The following is a 14,159-nucleotide window of genomic DNA, read 5'->3' as shown; positions in this document are numbered from 1 at the left end:
CGGGAACACGGGCGAAGGCGTGGCGGTTGCATCTGCCGACGGCGCAATCGGCGTCGACGGAAGGAGCGACGGTGGAACTGACCCTTGTCACCTCGTCATTCTGCGGCGCATGCTCGCGCACCCGCTCCGTGTTGGCCGATGCGATGCGGTTCCTGCCCGATGCGACCGTCACCGAGATCGACGTCGCGCGTGATCCGGAGCGCGCGGAAGCCCTCGACATCCGCTTCACACCGACCATCATCATCAGCGACGCCGCCGGTGAGGTCGTGTTCCGCGCCGAAGGTGTGCCGACCGTTCCTCAGGTGCTCACCGCCGCGGTGAAGGCACTCCCCCGCACGACCTAGGGGACTCTCGCGATCCCTCTTGTGGAGGCAGGACCCCGGTCCGAGAATGAGCGTGCGCACGGCCATCCGCAGCCGTCATCCACCCGGGAGCACTCATGGCAAGTCTCAATCCGTACCTCTCCTTCCGCACCGAGGCGCGTCAGGCGATGGAGTTCTATCGAGGGGTCCTCGGCGGCGACCTCGAGATCAACGTGTTCGGGGAGTTCCCCGACATGGTGCAGGACCCGAGCCAGAAGGATCTGGTCATGCACGCGCAGCTCACCACGCCGGACGGCCTGGTGCTGATGGGATCGGACACGCCGGACGGGATGCCGTACGAGACCCCGCAGGGTTTCTCGGTCTCACTCAGCGGAAACACGCAGGCGCGCACGCAGGAGGTCTGGACCGCCCTCGCCGAGGGCGGGAACGTGACCATGCCACTCGACACGCCGCCGTGGGGCGGTACCTTCGGCATGCTCGTCGACCGGTTCGGCATCGCCTGGATGCTGCACGGCGACCCCGAGTGACGACTCAGCGCAGCGCGTGCGCCGCGATGAAGGACGCGGAGCGCTGCTCGTCGTCGGCCATCTCGGTCACGTGCTGCGGGGCGTCGAGCATCTCGCGCGAGCTCGGCGGAGTAGTCGAGGTCGATCCCGATCGCCTCGTGGATCGTCTCGGCGAACTTCTCGGGCTTCGCGGTCTCGAGCACCAGCATCGGCACGCCGTGCTCGACGTGCTCGCGGGCGACCTTCACGCCGTCGGCCGTGTGCGGATCGATGATCTCGCCGGTCGACTCGTGCACCGCGCGGATCGTCGCGAGACGGTCCGCGTGGGTGCTCGTGCCGCTGACGATCCCGAACTCGTCGGCGAAGCGCTCCTGCTCGGCGCTGAAGTCGAAGGAGCCCTGCTCGTCGAGTTCGCGCCAGGCGCCGACGACCGCTCGGGGTCGCGGCCGACGAGCTCGAAGATGAAGCGCTCGAGGTTCGACGCCTTCGAGATGTCCATCGACGGGCTCGACGTCGCGAGCGTCTGGGCGGCACTGCGCGGGCGGTACACGCCGGTGCGGAAGAACTCGTCGAGCACGTTGTTCTCGTTCGCCGCCAGCACGAGGCGTCGGATCGGCAGCCCCATCTGCTTCGCGAAGAAGCCGGAGAGGATGTTGCCGAAGTTGCCGGACGGCACCGTGAACGACACCTCGATGGGCGCCGCTCGACATCGGTCGCCCGGAGCCAGGCCCAGAAGTAGTAGACGGTCTGCGCGGTGATGCGGGCGAGGTTGATCGAGTTCACCGCGCCGAGGTGCTGCGAGCGCTTGAACTCGAGGTCACCGGCGAGGTGCTTGACCAGGTTCTGGCAGTCGTCGAACACGCCTTCCACGGCGATGTTGTGCACGTTGTCGTCGGCGAGCGAGAACATCTGCGCGCGCTGGAAGGCGCTCATGCGCCCCTGCGGCGACAGCATGAAGATCGCGATGCGTTCCTTGCCGCGCAGCGCGTGCTCCGCAGCCGATCCGGTGTCACCCGACGTGGCTCCGAGGATGTTGAGCACAGCGCCCTTGCGCTCCAGCGCGTACTCGATCACCTGTCCGAGGAACTGCATCGCCATGTCCTTGAACGCGAGCGTCGGCCCCTCGGAGAGTCCGACCAGCGTGAGTCCGTCGCCGATCGAGCGCAGCGGGACCACGCTCTCGGGGAACGCCGCATACGCGGCATCGGTCATGCGCGCCAGGTCATCGCGCGGGATGTCGGTGGCGAAGAGTCCGAGCACCTCGGCCGCGAGCTGCGGGTAGGTGAGAGCGCGCCAGCGCTCGAGCGTCTCCGGCGACACCTGCGGCATCGTCTCGGGAACGGCGAGTCCCCCATCGGGCGCGAGGCCCTCCAACAGCGTCTCGCTGAACGGCTGCGGCTGCATGCCGCCGCGGGTGGAGATGAACTGCACGTTGGCTCCTCGGCTCGGGACTCGGCGCCTCCATTCTCGCAGGCTGCGACGAGCACTCAGAACAACGAGGTCGGCAGGGCACCTTCGTGCTCGAGCAGCCAGCGCTTGGTCGCAAGCCCCTCGCCGGGGTTGCCGCCCGAGTAGCCGCCCAGTCCGTCACCCGCCACGACACGGTGGCACGGCACGATCAGCGGCACGGGGTTCGCCCCCATGATCGATCCGATGCCGCGTGCGGGCACCGTCGTACCGCTGCGGGCGGCCAAGCCACCGTAGGTGATCGTCTCACCGTGACCGACGGTGTCATACAGCGCCATCAGCACGGCCCGGGTGGCCACGGTCTGCTCCCCCAGATCGATCGGCAGATCGAAGGCGCGCAGTCGTCCTTCGAAGTAGGCGGCGAGCTGGGCGAGAGCCTCCTCGACGAGCGCATCGGGCGCGGTGCCGATTCCGTCAGGTGGCTCGGTCCGCCACGTCACGCGCGTGATCGACTGACCGTCGCTCACGACGCCGACGGTTCCCACCGGGGTGGGCAGAGTGGCGAAGGCGGACATGCGACGAGGCTACCGCTCCCGAGCGCGACGAGAGCCGGGTCAGATCCAGCCGCGTTCCTCGGCGATCAGCACAGCCTGCTGACGCGTGGCGACGGAGAGCTTGCCGAGGATCGTCGAGACGTGGTTGCGCACGGTTCCCGGCGCCAGAGAGAGGTCCTTGGCGATCTGCCCGGTCGTCTCACCGCGTCGGCCGGAGCGCAGCACATCGAGCTCGCGATCCGTGAGCGGAGAGCGTTCATCGCTGAGCGCGTCGGCGGCCACCTCGGGGTCGACGTAGCGTGCACCCGCCGCGACCCGTCGGATGACGGCGGCGACCTCGTCCGCACCCCGAGACTTGGGGAGGAAGCCGGCGACGCCCGAAGCGAGGGCACGGCGCAGCACACCGGGGCGCGCGTGCCGGGTGACCACGATGCATCGCGTGGCGATCGCGCGGTGGAGTCGCTCCGACACCTGCACCCCGTCGAGTCCGGGCATCTCGAGGTCGAGCAGGCAGACGTCGGGCTGCAGACGAAGCGCCTCGGCGACGGCCTGTTCCCCGTCCGCACACTCGGCGATGACGTCGATGTCGTCTTCCAGCCGCAGCAACGCGGCGAGCGCCGAACGGATCATCGCCTCGTCATCCGCCAGCAGCACCCGGATCATCGTTCCTCCTGCCTGCGCGACGGTACGGTCACGTCGACGACGAACTCGTCATCGGTGCGGGTCACGTCGAGCGTGCCGCCCGCCTCATCGATCCGGCGACGCACGCCGTCGAGCCCCGAACCGACGGTATCGGCCTCGCCCGCGCCGGCGGTGTCGTTCGCGATCATGTAGCGCCATCCGTCGCCGGAGCGGTCGAGCACGAGTCGCGCCCGGCGTCCTCCTCCGTGGCGGAGCACGTTGGTCGTCGTCTCGCGGATCACGGGACCGAGGGCCGACGCGGGCGCCTCATCCGCATCAGCGGGAATGACGGCGTCGACCTCGAGCCCGGCGGCGCGCAGCAGGTCACGGGCGTTGGCGATCTCATCGCCCAAGGGAACGGAGCGGAATCGTGTGGCGAGATCGCGTGTTCCCTGCCGGGCATCGTCGACGCTCGCCCGCGCGGCGTGGAGTTGCTCCATTCCCGACACCTGATCGACCGGCATGAGTCGCTCTGCGAGCTCGAGTTGCAGGGCGATCACCTGCAGATGATGCCCCTGGAGGTCGTGCACATCGGTGGCGACCCGTAGGCGCTCCTGGGTCGCCGCGAGCCGCGCCTCGGATGCGCGTGCACGATCGAGTGTGATGAGTACATCCCACCACCACAGCGAGCTCACCGTCATCACCGGCAGCAGCACCGTGTAGACGACGGGGAGCAGGAACGGGACGTCGGCGGCGATGTCGGGAGCCGAGTCGACCACGGCGAGACACAGGAGTACGGCGGTCGCGGCGATGACGACGCGATAGCGCACGCCGCGAGGCCAGTTCAGGAGCACGATCGACTGCGCGATCGGCATCGCGGCGAGCTGCCAGCTTCCGATGACGGCCCCCGCGCTGATCCCGTAGCCGATCGCGCCGAGAAGCGGGAGCGCGAGGCGCGTCCAACGGATGCCGGGCTCGACGTCGAGACGATGCCGGTAGGCGACGAGCAGCTGCACCGTGGACGCGCACCAGAGCAGACCGCCGCCCCCGACGACGAGCGCGACGAGACCGCGCAGATCCACGGCGATGCTGGTGCCGGTCCACGCGGCGACCATCGCCAGCTCGAACGCGATCACCGCGGTCGCCGTGTACCACCAGGTTGCGGTCACGCCGCGCGACAATCGCCGCGCCCCCGGCGTCGGCGCGGCGGCGAGGGGCTCGGTGTGGCTGCTCACCCCACCACGATACGGGCGTGACAGTTGTCACGGATCAGGCGTGCGATCCACCCGGAGATCAGTGACAGCACGGCACTGCCGTCGCAGGCGCGGCGGAGGTGGACTGAGGTCATCGCATCGGAACACCGGTGCACAGACATCCAGGAGCATCACCATGAACCTCATCGACACATTCCAGAACCTGGTCGCCCAGGTCCCGGATCTCGTGCAGCCGCTCATCGTCGCTCTCGCCGGCGCCATCCCCTTCATCGAGGGTGAAGGTGCCGCCGGTATCGGGATCATCGGCGGCATCCATCCGGTGATCGCCGCGGTGGCCGCCATCATCGGCAACTTCGTGTGCGTCGCCATCCTCGTGCTCGCGAGTTCCGGAGCGCGACAGGCGATCGTCAACCGATCCCGCGCCACGCAGTCCGTCACCGCCGGCGGCGCCGCGTCGACCGTCGATGACATCGTGCCCGACACCGGTCACGGCTCCGCCCGCAAGGAGAAGTTCCAGCGCGCCTTCGAGCGCTACGGCGTTCCGGGCGTCAGCCTGCTCGGCCCGCTGCTGCTGCCCACGCACTTCACGGCGACCATGCTCGCCGCGGCCGGCATCGGCAAGGCCCGCATCCTCTTCTGGCAGGCTGTCGCGATCATCGGGTGGACCACCGTCGTCACCGTGATCGTGGGAAGCGCGGTCTACGCGGTCCGCTGATCGGCCACCTGGCGGGACGATTCGCGGAGCGGATGACGATCAGCGGAGGTTTCCTCGGGGATTCCTCCGCTGATCGTCTGATGCTCCGTGATCCGTCGCGGTCTCGGCCTGATCAGTCGGACAACGCCGACAGGAACGCACCCGTACGATCAGCGATCTCGCCGGCCGCGACGTGATGCAGGTAGTGCGGGCCGTCGACTCGCACGACCTCGCCGTGATCGACGCTCGCGGCCTGCTGCTCGTGGAGCTCGATCCACTCCGCAGTGTCATCCGCACTCACGAAGGTCAGCACCGGGAGATCGGCGGGGAAGACAGCCCCGCTCACCGCCGCGAAGTTGCCGGGCGTCTGCTCGAACTCGTCGAGCATGGTCGGGGCGGTGGAGTTCTTCGCCGCGAGCATCGCCATCTGCCGCACGCTCTCCTCGTCGTACGGCAGCCCGTCATACGGATCTCCCGCGAGCGCGGTGAGCAGTCGGGTGATGCCGAGGTTCTTCAGCACGACCATCGCCTCGGTCGGCGTGGGCTCATCCGAACCCGGCTGGTCGGGAACGCTGTTGTCGATGCCGATGAAGGCCGTGAGCTCGTCGGCATAGCTCGCGCTGTAGGTGAGCGCGTAGATGCCGCCGATCGAGTGCGCCATGAGCGTATAGCGGGTGACGCCGAGCTGCTGCAGCGCCTCGTGGACCTCGGCGGCGATGTTCTCGGCCGTGCGCGGTGCGTCGGTCTGGTCGCTGAGTCCCGTGCCGAACGGTTCGACGACGACGACGCGGTGGTCGCGCGCGAGCTCGTCGGTGAGCGGCTGGAAGTCCCGTCCCGGCGACGCGGTGCCGAGTCCGGGCAGCAGCACGATCGTGTCGTCACCCTCGCCCTCGACGACGACGTGCATGGTCTTGCCGTCGACGGGGATGCCTTGGCCGTAGGCGGTGATCTGGGATGCTTCGACGACGCTTGCGACCGCGTTCACAGTGGCCGTGGTGGCGATCGCGACCACGGGGATGGCGACGATCACGCCGGTAGTGATGAGGAGGGTTTTCGCGAACTTCCGCATGGATTCCGTTCCGATTCGGGGCACGACTGCTGCCGTGCCGGGGGTATCTCTTCAGCACATCAGCCGGTCGGATGCCGCAGAAGTGCGCCCCCGTCATCCATCTCGATGACATCTGTCACGACGTCGCCACGGAGTACAGAATGTTCTGAATTCAGATTTTTGTGTACTATTCAGATGTGAGCACTCTCTCCGCCTCCCTGACGCACACGGCCGCCCTGTCCCGTCTCGGGCACGCGCTCTCCGACCCGACCAGGGCCGGCATCCTGCTCGCCCTCCGCGACGCTCCGTCATATCCGGCCGAGCTCGCCGAGTCGCTCGGCGTCTCCCGCCAGATCATGTCGAACCACCTCGCGTGCCTGCGCGGATGCGGACTGGTCGAGAGCATCCCCGACGGGCGCCGCAGCGTCTATCACCTGGCCGACGAACACCTCGCGCCCGCGCTGAGAGAACTGCTGCGCGTGGTGCTGATCGTCGAACCCGGATGCTGCAGCGGCGATGGATGCACCTGCTGATGTCGACCACGCTCACCCCCGCCCGGCGAGAGACCCTGCACCGCCGCATCCGCCTGATCGTCGCGATCACGATCGGCTACAACCTGATCGAAGCCGTCATCGCGATCTCGGCCGGCACGATCGCCTCCTCGGCCGCGCTGGTCGGATTCGGTCTCGACTCGACCATCGAGGTGCTCTCCGCCGGGGCCGTGGCCTGGCAGTTCACCCGCCGCGATCCGGAGCGCTGGGAGAAGCCGACGCTGCGGGTGATCGCCGTCGCCTTCTTCGCCCTCGCGATCTACGTCACGGTCACCTCGGTGTCGTCGCTGATCACGGCCGAACGGCCCGAGCACAGCACTGTGGGCATCGTCTTGACCGCGATCAGCGTGGCCGTGATGCCCTTCCTTTCACTCGCCGAGCGCCGGGCCGGCCGCGAGATCGGCTCGGCGACCGCCGTCGCCGACTCGAAGCAGACGTTGATCTGCACGTACCTCTCGGCCGCCGTGCTGGTCGGACTCGTCGCGAACAGCCTGCTCGGCTGGTGGTGGGCGGATGCCGTCGCCGGCCTGGTCATCGCGGCCTTCGCCATCCGCGAGGGGCTGGAGGCGTGGAAGGGCGACGCCTGCGCGACCTCGGTGGGGATGCTCCTCGAAGACGAGCACGACGACCACGACCACGACCACGACCACGACCACGACCACGACCACGACCACGACCACGATGGGCACGCCCACCGGCACTGACGCGAGCTAGGCGCCGACGAGCTCCGCGACCAACGACTCGATCCGCGCGCGGATGTCGTCACGGATGGGGCGCACCGCGTCGAGGCCCTGACCGGCCGGATCGTCGAGCACCCAGTCCTCGTAGCGCTTGCCGGGGAAGAACGGGCACGCGTCACCGCACCCCATGGTGATCACCACGTCGGACGCTTGCACGGCCTCGGTGGTCAGTACCTTCGGCTGCTCGGAGGTGATGTCGATGCCCAGCTCCGCCATGGCTGCGACCGCGACCGGGTTGATCTGCTCCGCCGGCATCGAACCGGCCGAGCGCACCGCGATGCGATCCCCGGCGATCTCGCGGAGGAAACCCGCGGCCATCTGCGAGCGCCCGGCGTTGTGCACGCAGACGAAGAGGACCGACGGTGTGGACGCACTTTTCATGAGGACTCCGCAGTGGTCTTCGGTGGATCGGCGGGAGCGAGCAGGCGACGCACGATGCCGCGCGACAGCATCAGCACCACGATGAGGAGAGTGACGAGGAAGAAGCCTCCGAGCTGCACCGCATCACCGAAGGCGAGGGCGACGAGCTCCAGCACCAGGAACTTGCTCCCGGGCATCACGAGAAGCAGCACGACCACGCCGATCAAGCGAGGCGCGACGCTCCCCTCGGTGCGGATCCGCGCCACGGCTGCGGACTTCACACGGACGACGACCTCGAGCACGAGCTTGAGCAGGATCGCCGTCAACAGCGACAGCAGGAACGTCTCGGAGATCACGGCGGGGAACAGCTGGCTGAACACCCCGAGAACCACGAGATACACCAGGACGTCGACCAGATCGATCGGGCGGATCCGCATGCTCGGATTCTATCGACCCGCTGGGAGCCTGACAGAATGAGGATCGTGCACCAGTCCAGGAGGCCCGCGGTCCTGCGCGGGTTCGCGGCGTCGAGCGTCGCGATCTTCGTCGCGCTGGCCGGTCACGTCTCCGCAGGCGGCGCGATGCCCGGCCCTCTCGGCATCCTGGTCCCCGGCGTGCTGGCGTTCATGGTGTGCGTGCTGCTCGCCGGGCGCAAGCTGTCGGTCCTGAGGCTCACGCTCTCGGTCGCGATCAGCCAGTTCCTGTTCCACGTGCTGTTCGTGCTCGGTACCATCACACCCTCGGGGGACACCGCACCGCACGTGCACGGCGCTCCGGTCGTGCTGCCCGCCATCACCGCGGGAGCCGACGCGGCGGCTGTCGCCGACGGCACCATGTGGTTCGGGCACGCCCTCGCCGCCGCGATCACCGTGATCGCCCTCCACCGCGGCGAGCGCCTGTTGCTCGGCCTGCGCGAACTCGCACAGCAGAGCGTGGTCTGGCTGCAGCGACGGATCGATGCCGCCGTCTTCGCTCCGCGCCCGCATTCCATCGTGCGCGCGCTCCTCGGCGCCGCGCGCCTCGACGCGCCTCACGACGCCGCCCTCCTCTCACCTCTTCGCGGACGCGCACCTCCTCGGACCCTCTCGGTCTGATTCACGCCTTCGGCACCTCCGGCCGACGGCGATCTGTGCGCGCGGGATCCGCCCCGCACGCGCTCCCGCACGCACGTTCGGCGTCGCCTCGCGACGTCCGTCGAGAGGTCTCTTCATCATGTCTTCCATCCGTCGAATCACGGTGGGGGTGGTGGTGGCGGCGATCGCGGTCCTCACGACCGCAGCCCCCGCATCCGCTCACGACGCGCTCGTCCACAGCACTCCCGAGGTCGACGAGCGCCTGCAGGCCGCGCCGGAGAACGTCAGCCTGACGTTCTCGGGCGAACTGTTGACGCTCGGAGACTCCAGTCAGGGCGCCGTGGTGATCGTCGTCGACCAGGACGGTCGCGACTGGTCCGCCGGCGATGTCGCGGTGACGGGCAACACCGTCACCGTCGACGTCGATCCAGCGATGCCGGAGGCCGGCTACCAGGTGCGGTGGCAGGTCGTGTCGGAAGACGGGCATCCGATCTCGGGCGTCATCCCGTTCACGATCGGGGATGCCGAGCCGATGGCGACGCAGGGAACGGGCGACGCCGGGGCCCCGGCCGATGTGCAGGAACCCGAGGACCAGACCGCATCAGGATCCGGCGGCGTGCCCCGCGCGCTGCTCATCGGGGCGGGAGGTGCGGCCATCGCCGTCGCCGCCTTCGCCCTCTATCGATTCCTCCGCCGTGCACGCACGGCGCCTGCGGCATCCGACGATGTCGACGCCGCAGAAGAACAACTGTGAAAGGTCATCCAGTGAACACCACTGCCAAGAAGTCCCTGTCCCGCTATGCCGCGCTCGTCGCGGTCTCCCTGCTCGCGCTCACCGGGTGCGCGACGACGGGCGCCGCCCCCGAGTCCGACGTGCCGGCCGGAGAGTCGATCACGATCGACGACTCGTGGGTGAAGTCCGCCGATGACGGCATGTCGGCGGCGTTCGGCACTCTGGTCAACAGCGGCTCCGACGACATCACCGTGGTCTCGGCCGATACCGAGGCGTCGAGCATGGTCGAGCTCCATGAGACCGTCGAGAACGAATCGGGCGAGATGGTGATGCGCGAGATCGAGGGAGGATTCGTCATCCCGGCCGGAGGCGAGTTCGCCCTCGAACCCGGCGCGAACCACATCATGCTCATGGGGCTCACGCATCCCCTGCAGGCGGGCGACGAGGTCACGGTCACCCTCACCTTCTCGGACGACTCGACGTACGAGTTCACGGCCCCCGTGAAGGACTACTCCGGCGCGAACGAGAACTACGAGTCGGGCGACGAGCACGAAGGCATGGATCACTGATGCCGGCGCCCGCTGAGGGCGCCCGCACCACCCGCTCCGGGTCGACCCGGCGACAGTTCCTCCTCGGAGGAGCTGTCGCCGGCGTCGGCGCGGCGGCGGCGATCGGTGTGGACTATGCGCTCACCCGGACGGACGCGGCACCGGCCGCTCCGTCCACGCCCATGAACGGCGAATCGACCGTGCCCTTCTTCGGGGCTCATCAGGCCGGGGTCGACACCGCGGCACAGGCCCACGGGTCGTTCCTGGCGCTCGATCTGCTCGATACGACTGACCGCGACGGACTGATGCGCCTGCTGCGCATCCTGACGGACGATGCTGCGCGTTTGACGCAGGGACTGCCTGCCCTCGCCGACTCCGAGCCCGAACTCGCGCTCTCGCCCGCCCGGCTCACCGTGACGTTCGGCTTCGGTCCGAGGTTGGTCGCCCGCGCGGCAGCTCAGGCTCCGGACTGGCTCGCACCGCTCCCCGCCTTCACGGTCGATCGGTTGCTGCCGGAGTTCGGCGACGGAGACCTGCTGCTGCAGATCGCCGGTGACGATCCGCTGACGGTGGCGCACGCCGCGCGGATGCTGCTGAAGGATTCGCGCAGCTTCGCGACGCTGCGCTGGAGCCAGAGCGGCTTCCGCCGCGCGTACGGCACAGAGCGCCCCGGCACCACCATGCGCAACCTGTTCGGTCAGGTCGACGGCACCACGAACCCGCAACCGGGCACGAAGAACTTCGACGAGGTCGTGTGGTCGGCTGACGGGTGGCTCACCGGCGGGACCGGCATCGTGGTGCGCCGCATCCGGATGGATCTCGACAAGTGGGATCGCCTGGACCGCAGCGGACGGGAGGCGTCGGTCGGGCGCACCCTCGCGAACGGGGCACCGCTGACCGGCTCGAAGGAGTTCGATGAGCCGGACTTCACCGCGAACACGGCGATCGGCTTCCCCGTCATCCCGCAGTTCGCGCACATCCGGCGGGCGCGGGGCGACGACGGAGTGCAGATCTTCCGCCGCGCCTACAACTACGACGAACGGCCGTCGGGCGTGGGCGTCTCGGAGTCGGGTCTGATCTTCGTCTCCTTCCAGGCCGACGTCGCCCGTCAATTCACGCCGATGCAGCGGCGACTCGATGAACTCGACCTGCTCAACGAGTGGACGACACCGATCGGTTCGGCGGTGTTCGCGGTACCGCCGGGATGCCGCGAGGGCGGGTTCATCGGCGAGACCCTGCTCTCGGGGGAGGACGACGCATGACCGTCACCGCATCCGCCGCGCCAGCATCGGCCCCCGGGATGGAGCAGACTCCCCCGCACCGCCGCCGCGGGTGGTTCGGTGCGCTCCTGCTGCGGCTCCACTTCTACGCCGGAATCCTGGTGGGTCCGTTCATCCTTATCGCCGCCGTCAGCGGGGCACTGTACGCACTGACCCCTCAGCTCGAACAGGTCGTCTACGCCCACGAGCTGCATGCGCCGGCGGCCGACACCACCCTCACCCTCGCCGAGCAGATCGCTGTCGCCGAGGCGCACATCGGCGATGAGCCCACACTCTCGGCGGTGCGGCCCGCACCCGAGCCGGGCGATACGACGCGCATCCTGTTCGCCGACGAGGGGCTCGGTGCGAGCGAGTCCCGGGCGGTGTTCATCGACCCGGCGACCGGGGAGGTCCGTGGCGATCTCACGGTGTACGGCACGAGCGGCGCGCTCCCGCTACGAACCTGGATCGACAACCTGCACCGGAATCTGCAGCTCGGAGAGTTCGGGCGTCTGTACAGCGAGGTGGCCGCGTCCTGGCTGGGGGTCGTCGCGCTCGCCGGACTGGCGCTGTGGATCATCCGCATCCGCACAGCACGCCAGAAGCGAGACCTCCTGCGCCCGAACCCGGGCCATCGCGGCTATCGGAGACTGTTCGGACTGCACACGTCTCTGGGGATCTGGGTGCTCCTCGGCGCACTGTTCCTCTCCGCGACCGGAATCACCTGGTCGCAGTACGCGGGGACGAACGTGTCTAACCTGCGATCATCGCTGGGCTGGGAGAACCCGCAGCTGGCCACGACCCTGGGCGACGACACCGAAGCACCCGCCGACGTGCACGCGCATCATCACGGATCGGAATCCGCTCCGACCGGTGCGGCCAACCCCGCCACCTTCGATGCGGTGCTCGCGATCGCGCGACGCACGAACGTCAACACCGGACTCGTCGAGATCAGGTCTCCAGTCGAACCGGGTTCCGCCTGGGTCGTGCGCGAGATCAAGTCCAGCTTCCCGACGGAGGTCGACCAGGTCGCGATCGACGGCACCACGATGCAGGTGGTCGACCGTGTGGACTTCGCCGACTACTCGCTGCCGGCCAAGCTCGCGCGCTGGGGCATCGATCTGCATATGGGAGTCATGTTCGGGCTCGCCAATCAGATCGTGCTGTTCCTTATCGCGAGCTCGATCGCCGGCATGGTCGTGCTCGGGTATCTGATGTGGTGGAAGAGACGACCGACCCGCGATCCCGGGCGCCTCGCGGGCACCCCGCCGCGGCGCGGTGCGCTGCGCGACGCCCCCTGGTGGGGACGTGGCGCGGTGGCACTCGGCGCAGTACTGGTCGGGCTGTGGCTGCCGCTCGTGGGCTGGACTCTGCTCGGATTCCTCGTGATCGATGTGCTCGTCGGCGTGCTCGCCGGCGCGCTGGCACGGTCCCGGCGACAGGCTTCACCGGTCGACTGAGCCACCCGCGGGCACGAAGGGGCGGGTGGGCCGGGCGTAGGTTGGGGGAATGCCCGCTTCCCCCGACCTCCTCGGCCGCACCGTCCTCGTCACCGGCGCGAACGCCGGGATCGGATACTGGTGCGCGGAGCAACTCGCCGTTCGCGGGGCACGAGTGCTGCTGGGGTGCCGATCCGTGGAGCGGGCGCAGAACGCGGTGTCGGCGATCCGCGCACAGGCGCCCGACGCGGATCTGCGCGTGCTGGCGCTCGACCTCGGCTCACTCCACAGCATCGGCGCGGCGGCCTCCGCGGTCGATGAACGCCTCGACGCGGTCATCTGCAACGCGGGAGTCAAGGCCGCCGACCGAGCCGCCCGCACGAGCGACGGACTCGACCTCATGGTCGGTACGAACTTCCTCGGACACTTCGCGCTCCTCGCGCAGCTCGCGCCGGTATTGGCCGACGATGCACGGGTCGTCGCCGTCGGCTCGTTGGCCCATCGTTTCGCCCGGATCGAGCCCGACACGCTCTCGGAGCCGTGGCGAGGGTCATCCCTCCGCCAGTACGGGCGCTCGAAGGCGGCGCTCATGGCCTTCGCGTTCGAACTCGATCGGCGATGGTCACACACGTCGCGCTCCGCGATCTGCGCCCACCCCGGCTATGCCGTGGATCCTCTCACCCCGACACGCCCCGGCGCGGTGGAGGTCTCGGCGCTCGTCCGCGCGCTCGCATCGCCGACGCGTGTGGTGGTGCAGGGCAAGAACGGCGGTGCTCTGCCGATCGTGCACGCCGCCACATCCGACGAGGTCCGAAGCGGGGACTACTGGGGCCCGGGAGGGTTGCTCGAATTCCGCGGCGCTCCGGCGCCGGTGACGGCATCCGAACAGGTGCGCTCCCCCGCCACCGGCGCCGACGTCTGGGCGGCGGCGGAATCCCTCACGGGAGTCGCCTTCCCCGACTGAGCACCGCGCGGCCGATCCCCGGGTCCGGCCCGGGTGTCCGACCTCGGTGTCCGACCTCGGCGACAGGATGTGAGCATGATCACACTGGGAGGACTCGGCGGCGGGGCGCAGGCCGACTGACCTGC

At 69.0% G+C, this 14,159-nt stretch carries 17 protein-coding genes and 1 pseudogene; 11 read left to right on the top strand and 7 right to left on the bottom strand.

Annotated features, from left to right (window positions below; translation table 11 throughout):
- Positions 1–71 precede the first annotated feature (71 nt).
- The gene (locus P0Y60_05205; protein WEK62152.1) at positions 72–344 is read left to right on the top strand and encodes a thioredoxin family protein; all 273 of its coding nucleotides are present in this window, start codon (positions 72–74) and stop codon (positions 342–344) included.
- 95 nt (positions 345–439) lie between these two features.
- On the top strand, positions 440–850 hold the full coding sequence (locus tag P0Y60_05200; protein WEK62151.1) for a VOC family protein: 411 nt from the start codon (positions 440–442) through the stop codon (positions 848–850).
- A gap of 4 nt (positions 851–854) precedes the next feature.
- Here P0Y60_05200 and thrC read toward each other — a convergent pair.
- The 4 genes and pseudogenes from thrC to P0Y60_05180 all read right to left on the bottom strand — a co-directional run bounded on the left by thrC (position 855) and on the right by P0Y60_05180 (position 4,646).
- Positions 855–2,260 (bottom strand): annotated as a pseudogene (thrC, locus tag P0Y60_05195) (threonine synthase).
- Between the two features lie 56 nt (positions 2,261–2,316).
- The gene (locus tag P0Y60_05190; protein WEK62150.1) at positions 2,317–2,811 is read right to left on the bottom strand and encodes a methylated-DNA--[protein]-cysteine S-methyltransferase; all 495 of its coding nucleotides are present in this window, start codon (positions 2,809–2,811) and stop codon (positions 2,317–2,319) included.
- Between the two features lie 39 nt (positions 2,812–2,850).
- Positions 2,851–3,453 (bottom strand): response regulator transcription factor, encoded by a 603-nt coding sequence (locus tag P0Y60_05185; GenBank protein WEK62149.1) that lies wholly within the window; start codon positions 3,451–3,453, stop codon positions 2,851–2,853.
- Positions 3,450–4,646, bottom strand: a complete 1,197-nt coding sequence (locus P0Y60_05180; protein WEK62148.1) for a histidine kinase — start codon at positions 4,644–4,646, stop codon at positions 3,450–3,452. Before P0Y60_05180 ends, P0Y60_05185 begins: the two co-directional genes overlap by 4 nt.
- Positions 4,647–4,800: 154 nt before the next feature.
- Between P0Y60_05180 and P0Y60_05175 the strand changes: the two genes are divergently transcribed.
- Positions 4,801–5,340 carry a small multidrug efflux protein gene (locus tag P0Y60_05175; GenBank protein WEK62147.1) on the top strand — a complete coding sequence of 180 codons (540 nt, stop codon included), beginning with the start codon at positions 4,801–4,803 and terminating at the stop codon, positions 5,338–5,340.
- 112 nt (positions 5,341–5,452) lie between these two features.
- Here the strand turns inward: P0Y60_05175 and P0Y60_05170 are convergent, their stop codons facing one another.
- Positions 5,453–6,388, bottom strand: a complete 936-nt coding sequence (locus P0Y60_05170; protein WEK62146.1) for an alpha/beta hydrolase — start codon at positions 6,386–6,388, stop codon at positions 5,453–5,455.
- 176 nt (positions 6,389–6,564) lie between these two features.
- Here P0Y60_05170 and P0Y60_05165 point away from each other — a divergent pair, with 176 nt between their 5' ends.
- Positions 6,565–6,900 (top strand): metalloregulator ArsR/SmtB family transcription factor, encoded by a 336-nt coding sequence (locus P0Y60_05165; GenBank protein ID WEK62145.1) that lies wholly within the window; start codon positions 6,565–6,567, stop codon positions 6,898–6,900.
- Entirely contained in the window at positions 6,870–7,622 is a 753-nt protein-coding gene (locus P0Y60_05160; GenBank protein ID WEK62144.1) for a cation transporter, read from the top strand. The genes P0Y60_05165 and P0Y60_05160 overlap by 31 nt, the downstream gene beginning before the upstream one ends.
- Positions 7,623–7,628: 6 nt before the next feature.
- Here the strand turns inward: P0Y60_05160 and P0Y60_05155 are convergent, their stop codons facing one another.
- The gene (locus P0Y60_05155; protein ID WEK62143.1) at positions 7,629–8,039 is read right to left on the bottom strand and encodes an arsenate reductase ArsC; all 411 of its coding nucleotides are present in this window, start codon (positions 8,037–8,039) and stop codon (positions 7,629–7,631) included.
- Positions 8,036–8,455 (bottom strand): hypothetical protein, encoded by a 420-nt coding sequence (locus tag P0Y60_05150; protein WEK62142.1) that lies wholly within the window; start codon positions 8,453–8,455, stop codon positions 8,036–8,038. Before P0Y60_05150 ends, P0Y60_05155 begins: the two co-directional genes overlap by 4 nt.
- A gap of 36 nt (positions 8,456–8,491) precedes the next feature.
- Here P0Y60_05150 and P0Y60_05145 point away from each other — a divergent pair, with 36 nt between their 5' ends.
- From P0Y60_05145 to P0Y60_05120, 6 genes are all read left to right on the top strand, one after another.
- Entirely contained in the window at positions 8,492–9,112 is a 621-nt protein-coding gene (locus tag P0Y60_05145) for a hypothetical protein (protein ID WEK62141.1), read from the top strand.
- 118 nt (positions 9,113–9,230) lie between these two features.
- Positions 9,231–9,845 carry a copper resistance protein CopC gene (locus P0Y60_05140; protein WEK62140.1) on the top strand — a complete coding sequence of 205 codons (615 nt, stop codon included), beginning with the start codon at positions 9,231–9,233 and terminating at the stop codon, positions 9,843–9,845.
- An 11-nt stretch (positions 9,846–9,856) separates the two neighbouring features.
- Positions 9,857–10,393 (top strand): copper chaperone PCu(A)C, encoded by a 537-nt coding sequence (locus P0Y60_05135; protein WEK62139.1) that lies wholly within the window; start codon positions 9,857–9,859, stop codon positions 10,391–10,393.
- Positions 10,393–11,634: a Dyp-type peroxidase gene (locus P0Y60_05130; GenBank protein ID WEK62138.1), complete on the top strand. Its 1,242-nt coding sequence runs from the start codon at positions 10,393–10,395 to the stop codon at positions 11,632–11,634. The genes P0Y60_05135 and P0Y60_05130 overlap by 1 nt, the downstream gene beginning before the upstream one ends.
- A gap of 38 nt (positions 11,635–11,672) precedes the next feature.
- A complete protein-coding gene (locus P0Y60_05125) occupies positions 11,673–13,091 on the top strand; it encodes a PepSY-associated TM helix domain-containing protein (protein ID WEK62859.1) in 1,419 nt (472 codons plus the stop codon).
- Between the two features lie 49 nt (positions 13,092–13,140).
- A complete protein-coding gene (locus tag P0Y60_05120) occupies positions 13,141–14,034 on the top strand; it encodes an SDR family NAD(P)-dependent oxidoreductase (GenBank protein ID WEK62137.1) in 894 nt (297 codons plus the stop codon).
- Positions 14,035–14,159 lie beyond the last annotated feature (125 nt).

Source organism: Candidatus Microbacterium colombiense, from assembly GCA_029203165.1.
GTDB lineage: Bacteria > Actinomycetota > Actinomycetes > Actinomycetales > Microbacteriaceae > Microbacterium > Microbacterium colombiense.
Note: the sequence above shows the minus strand (reverse complement) of the source record. Positions and strands in the feature narration are given on the sequence as shown.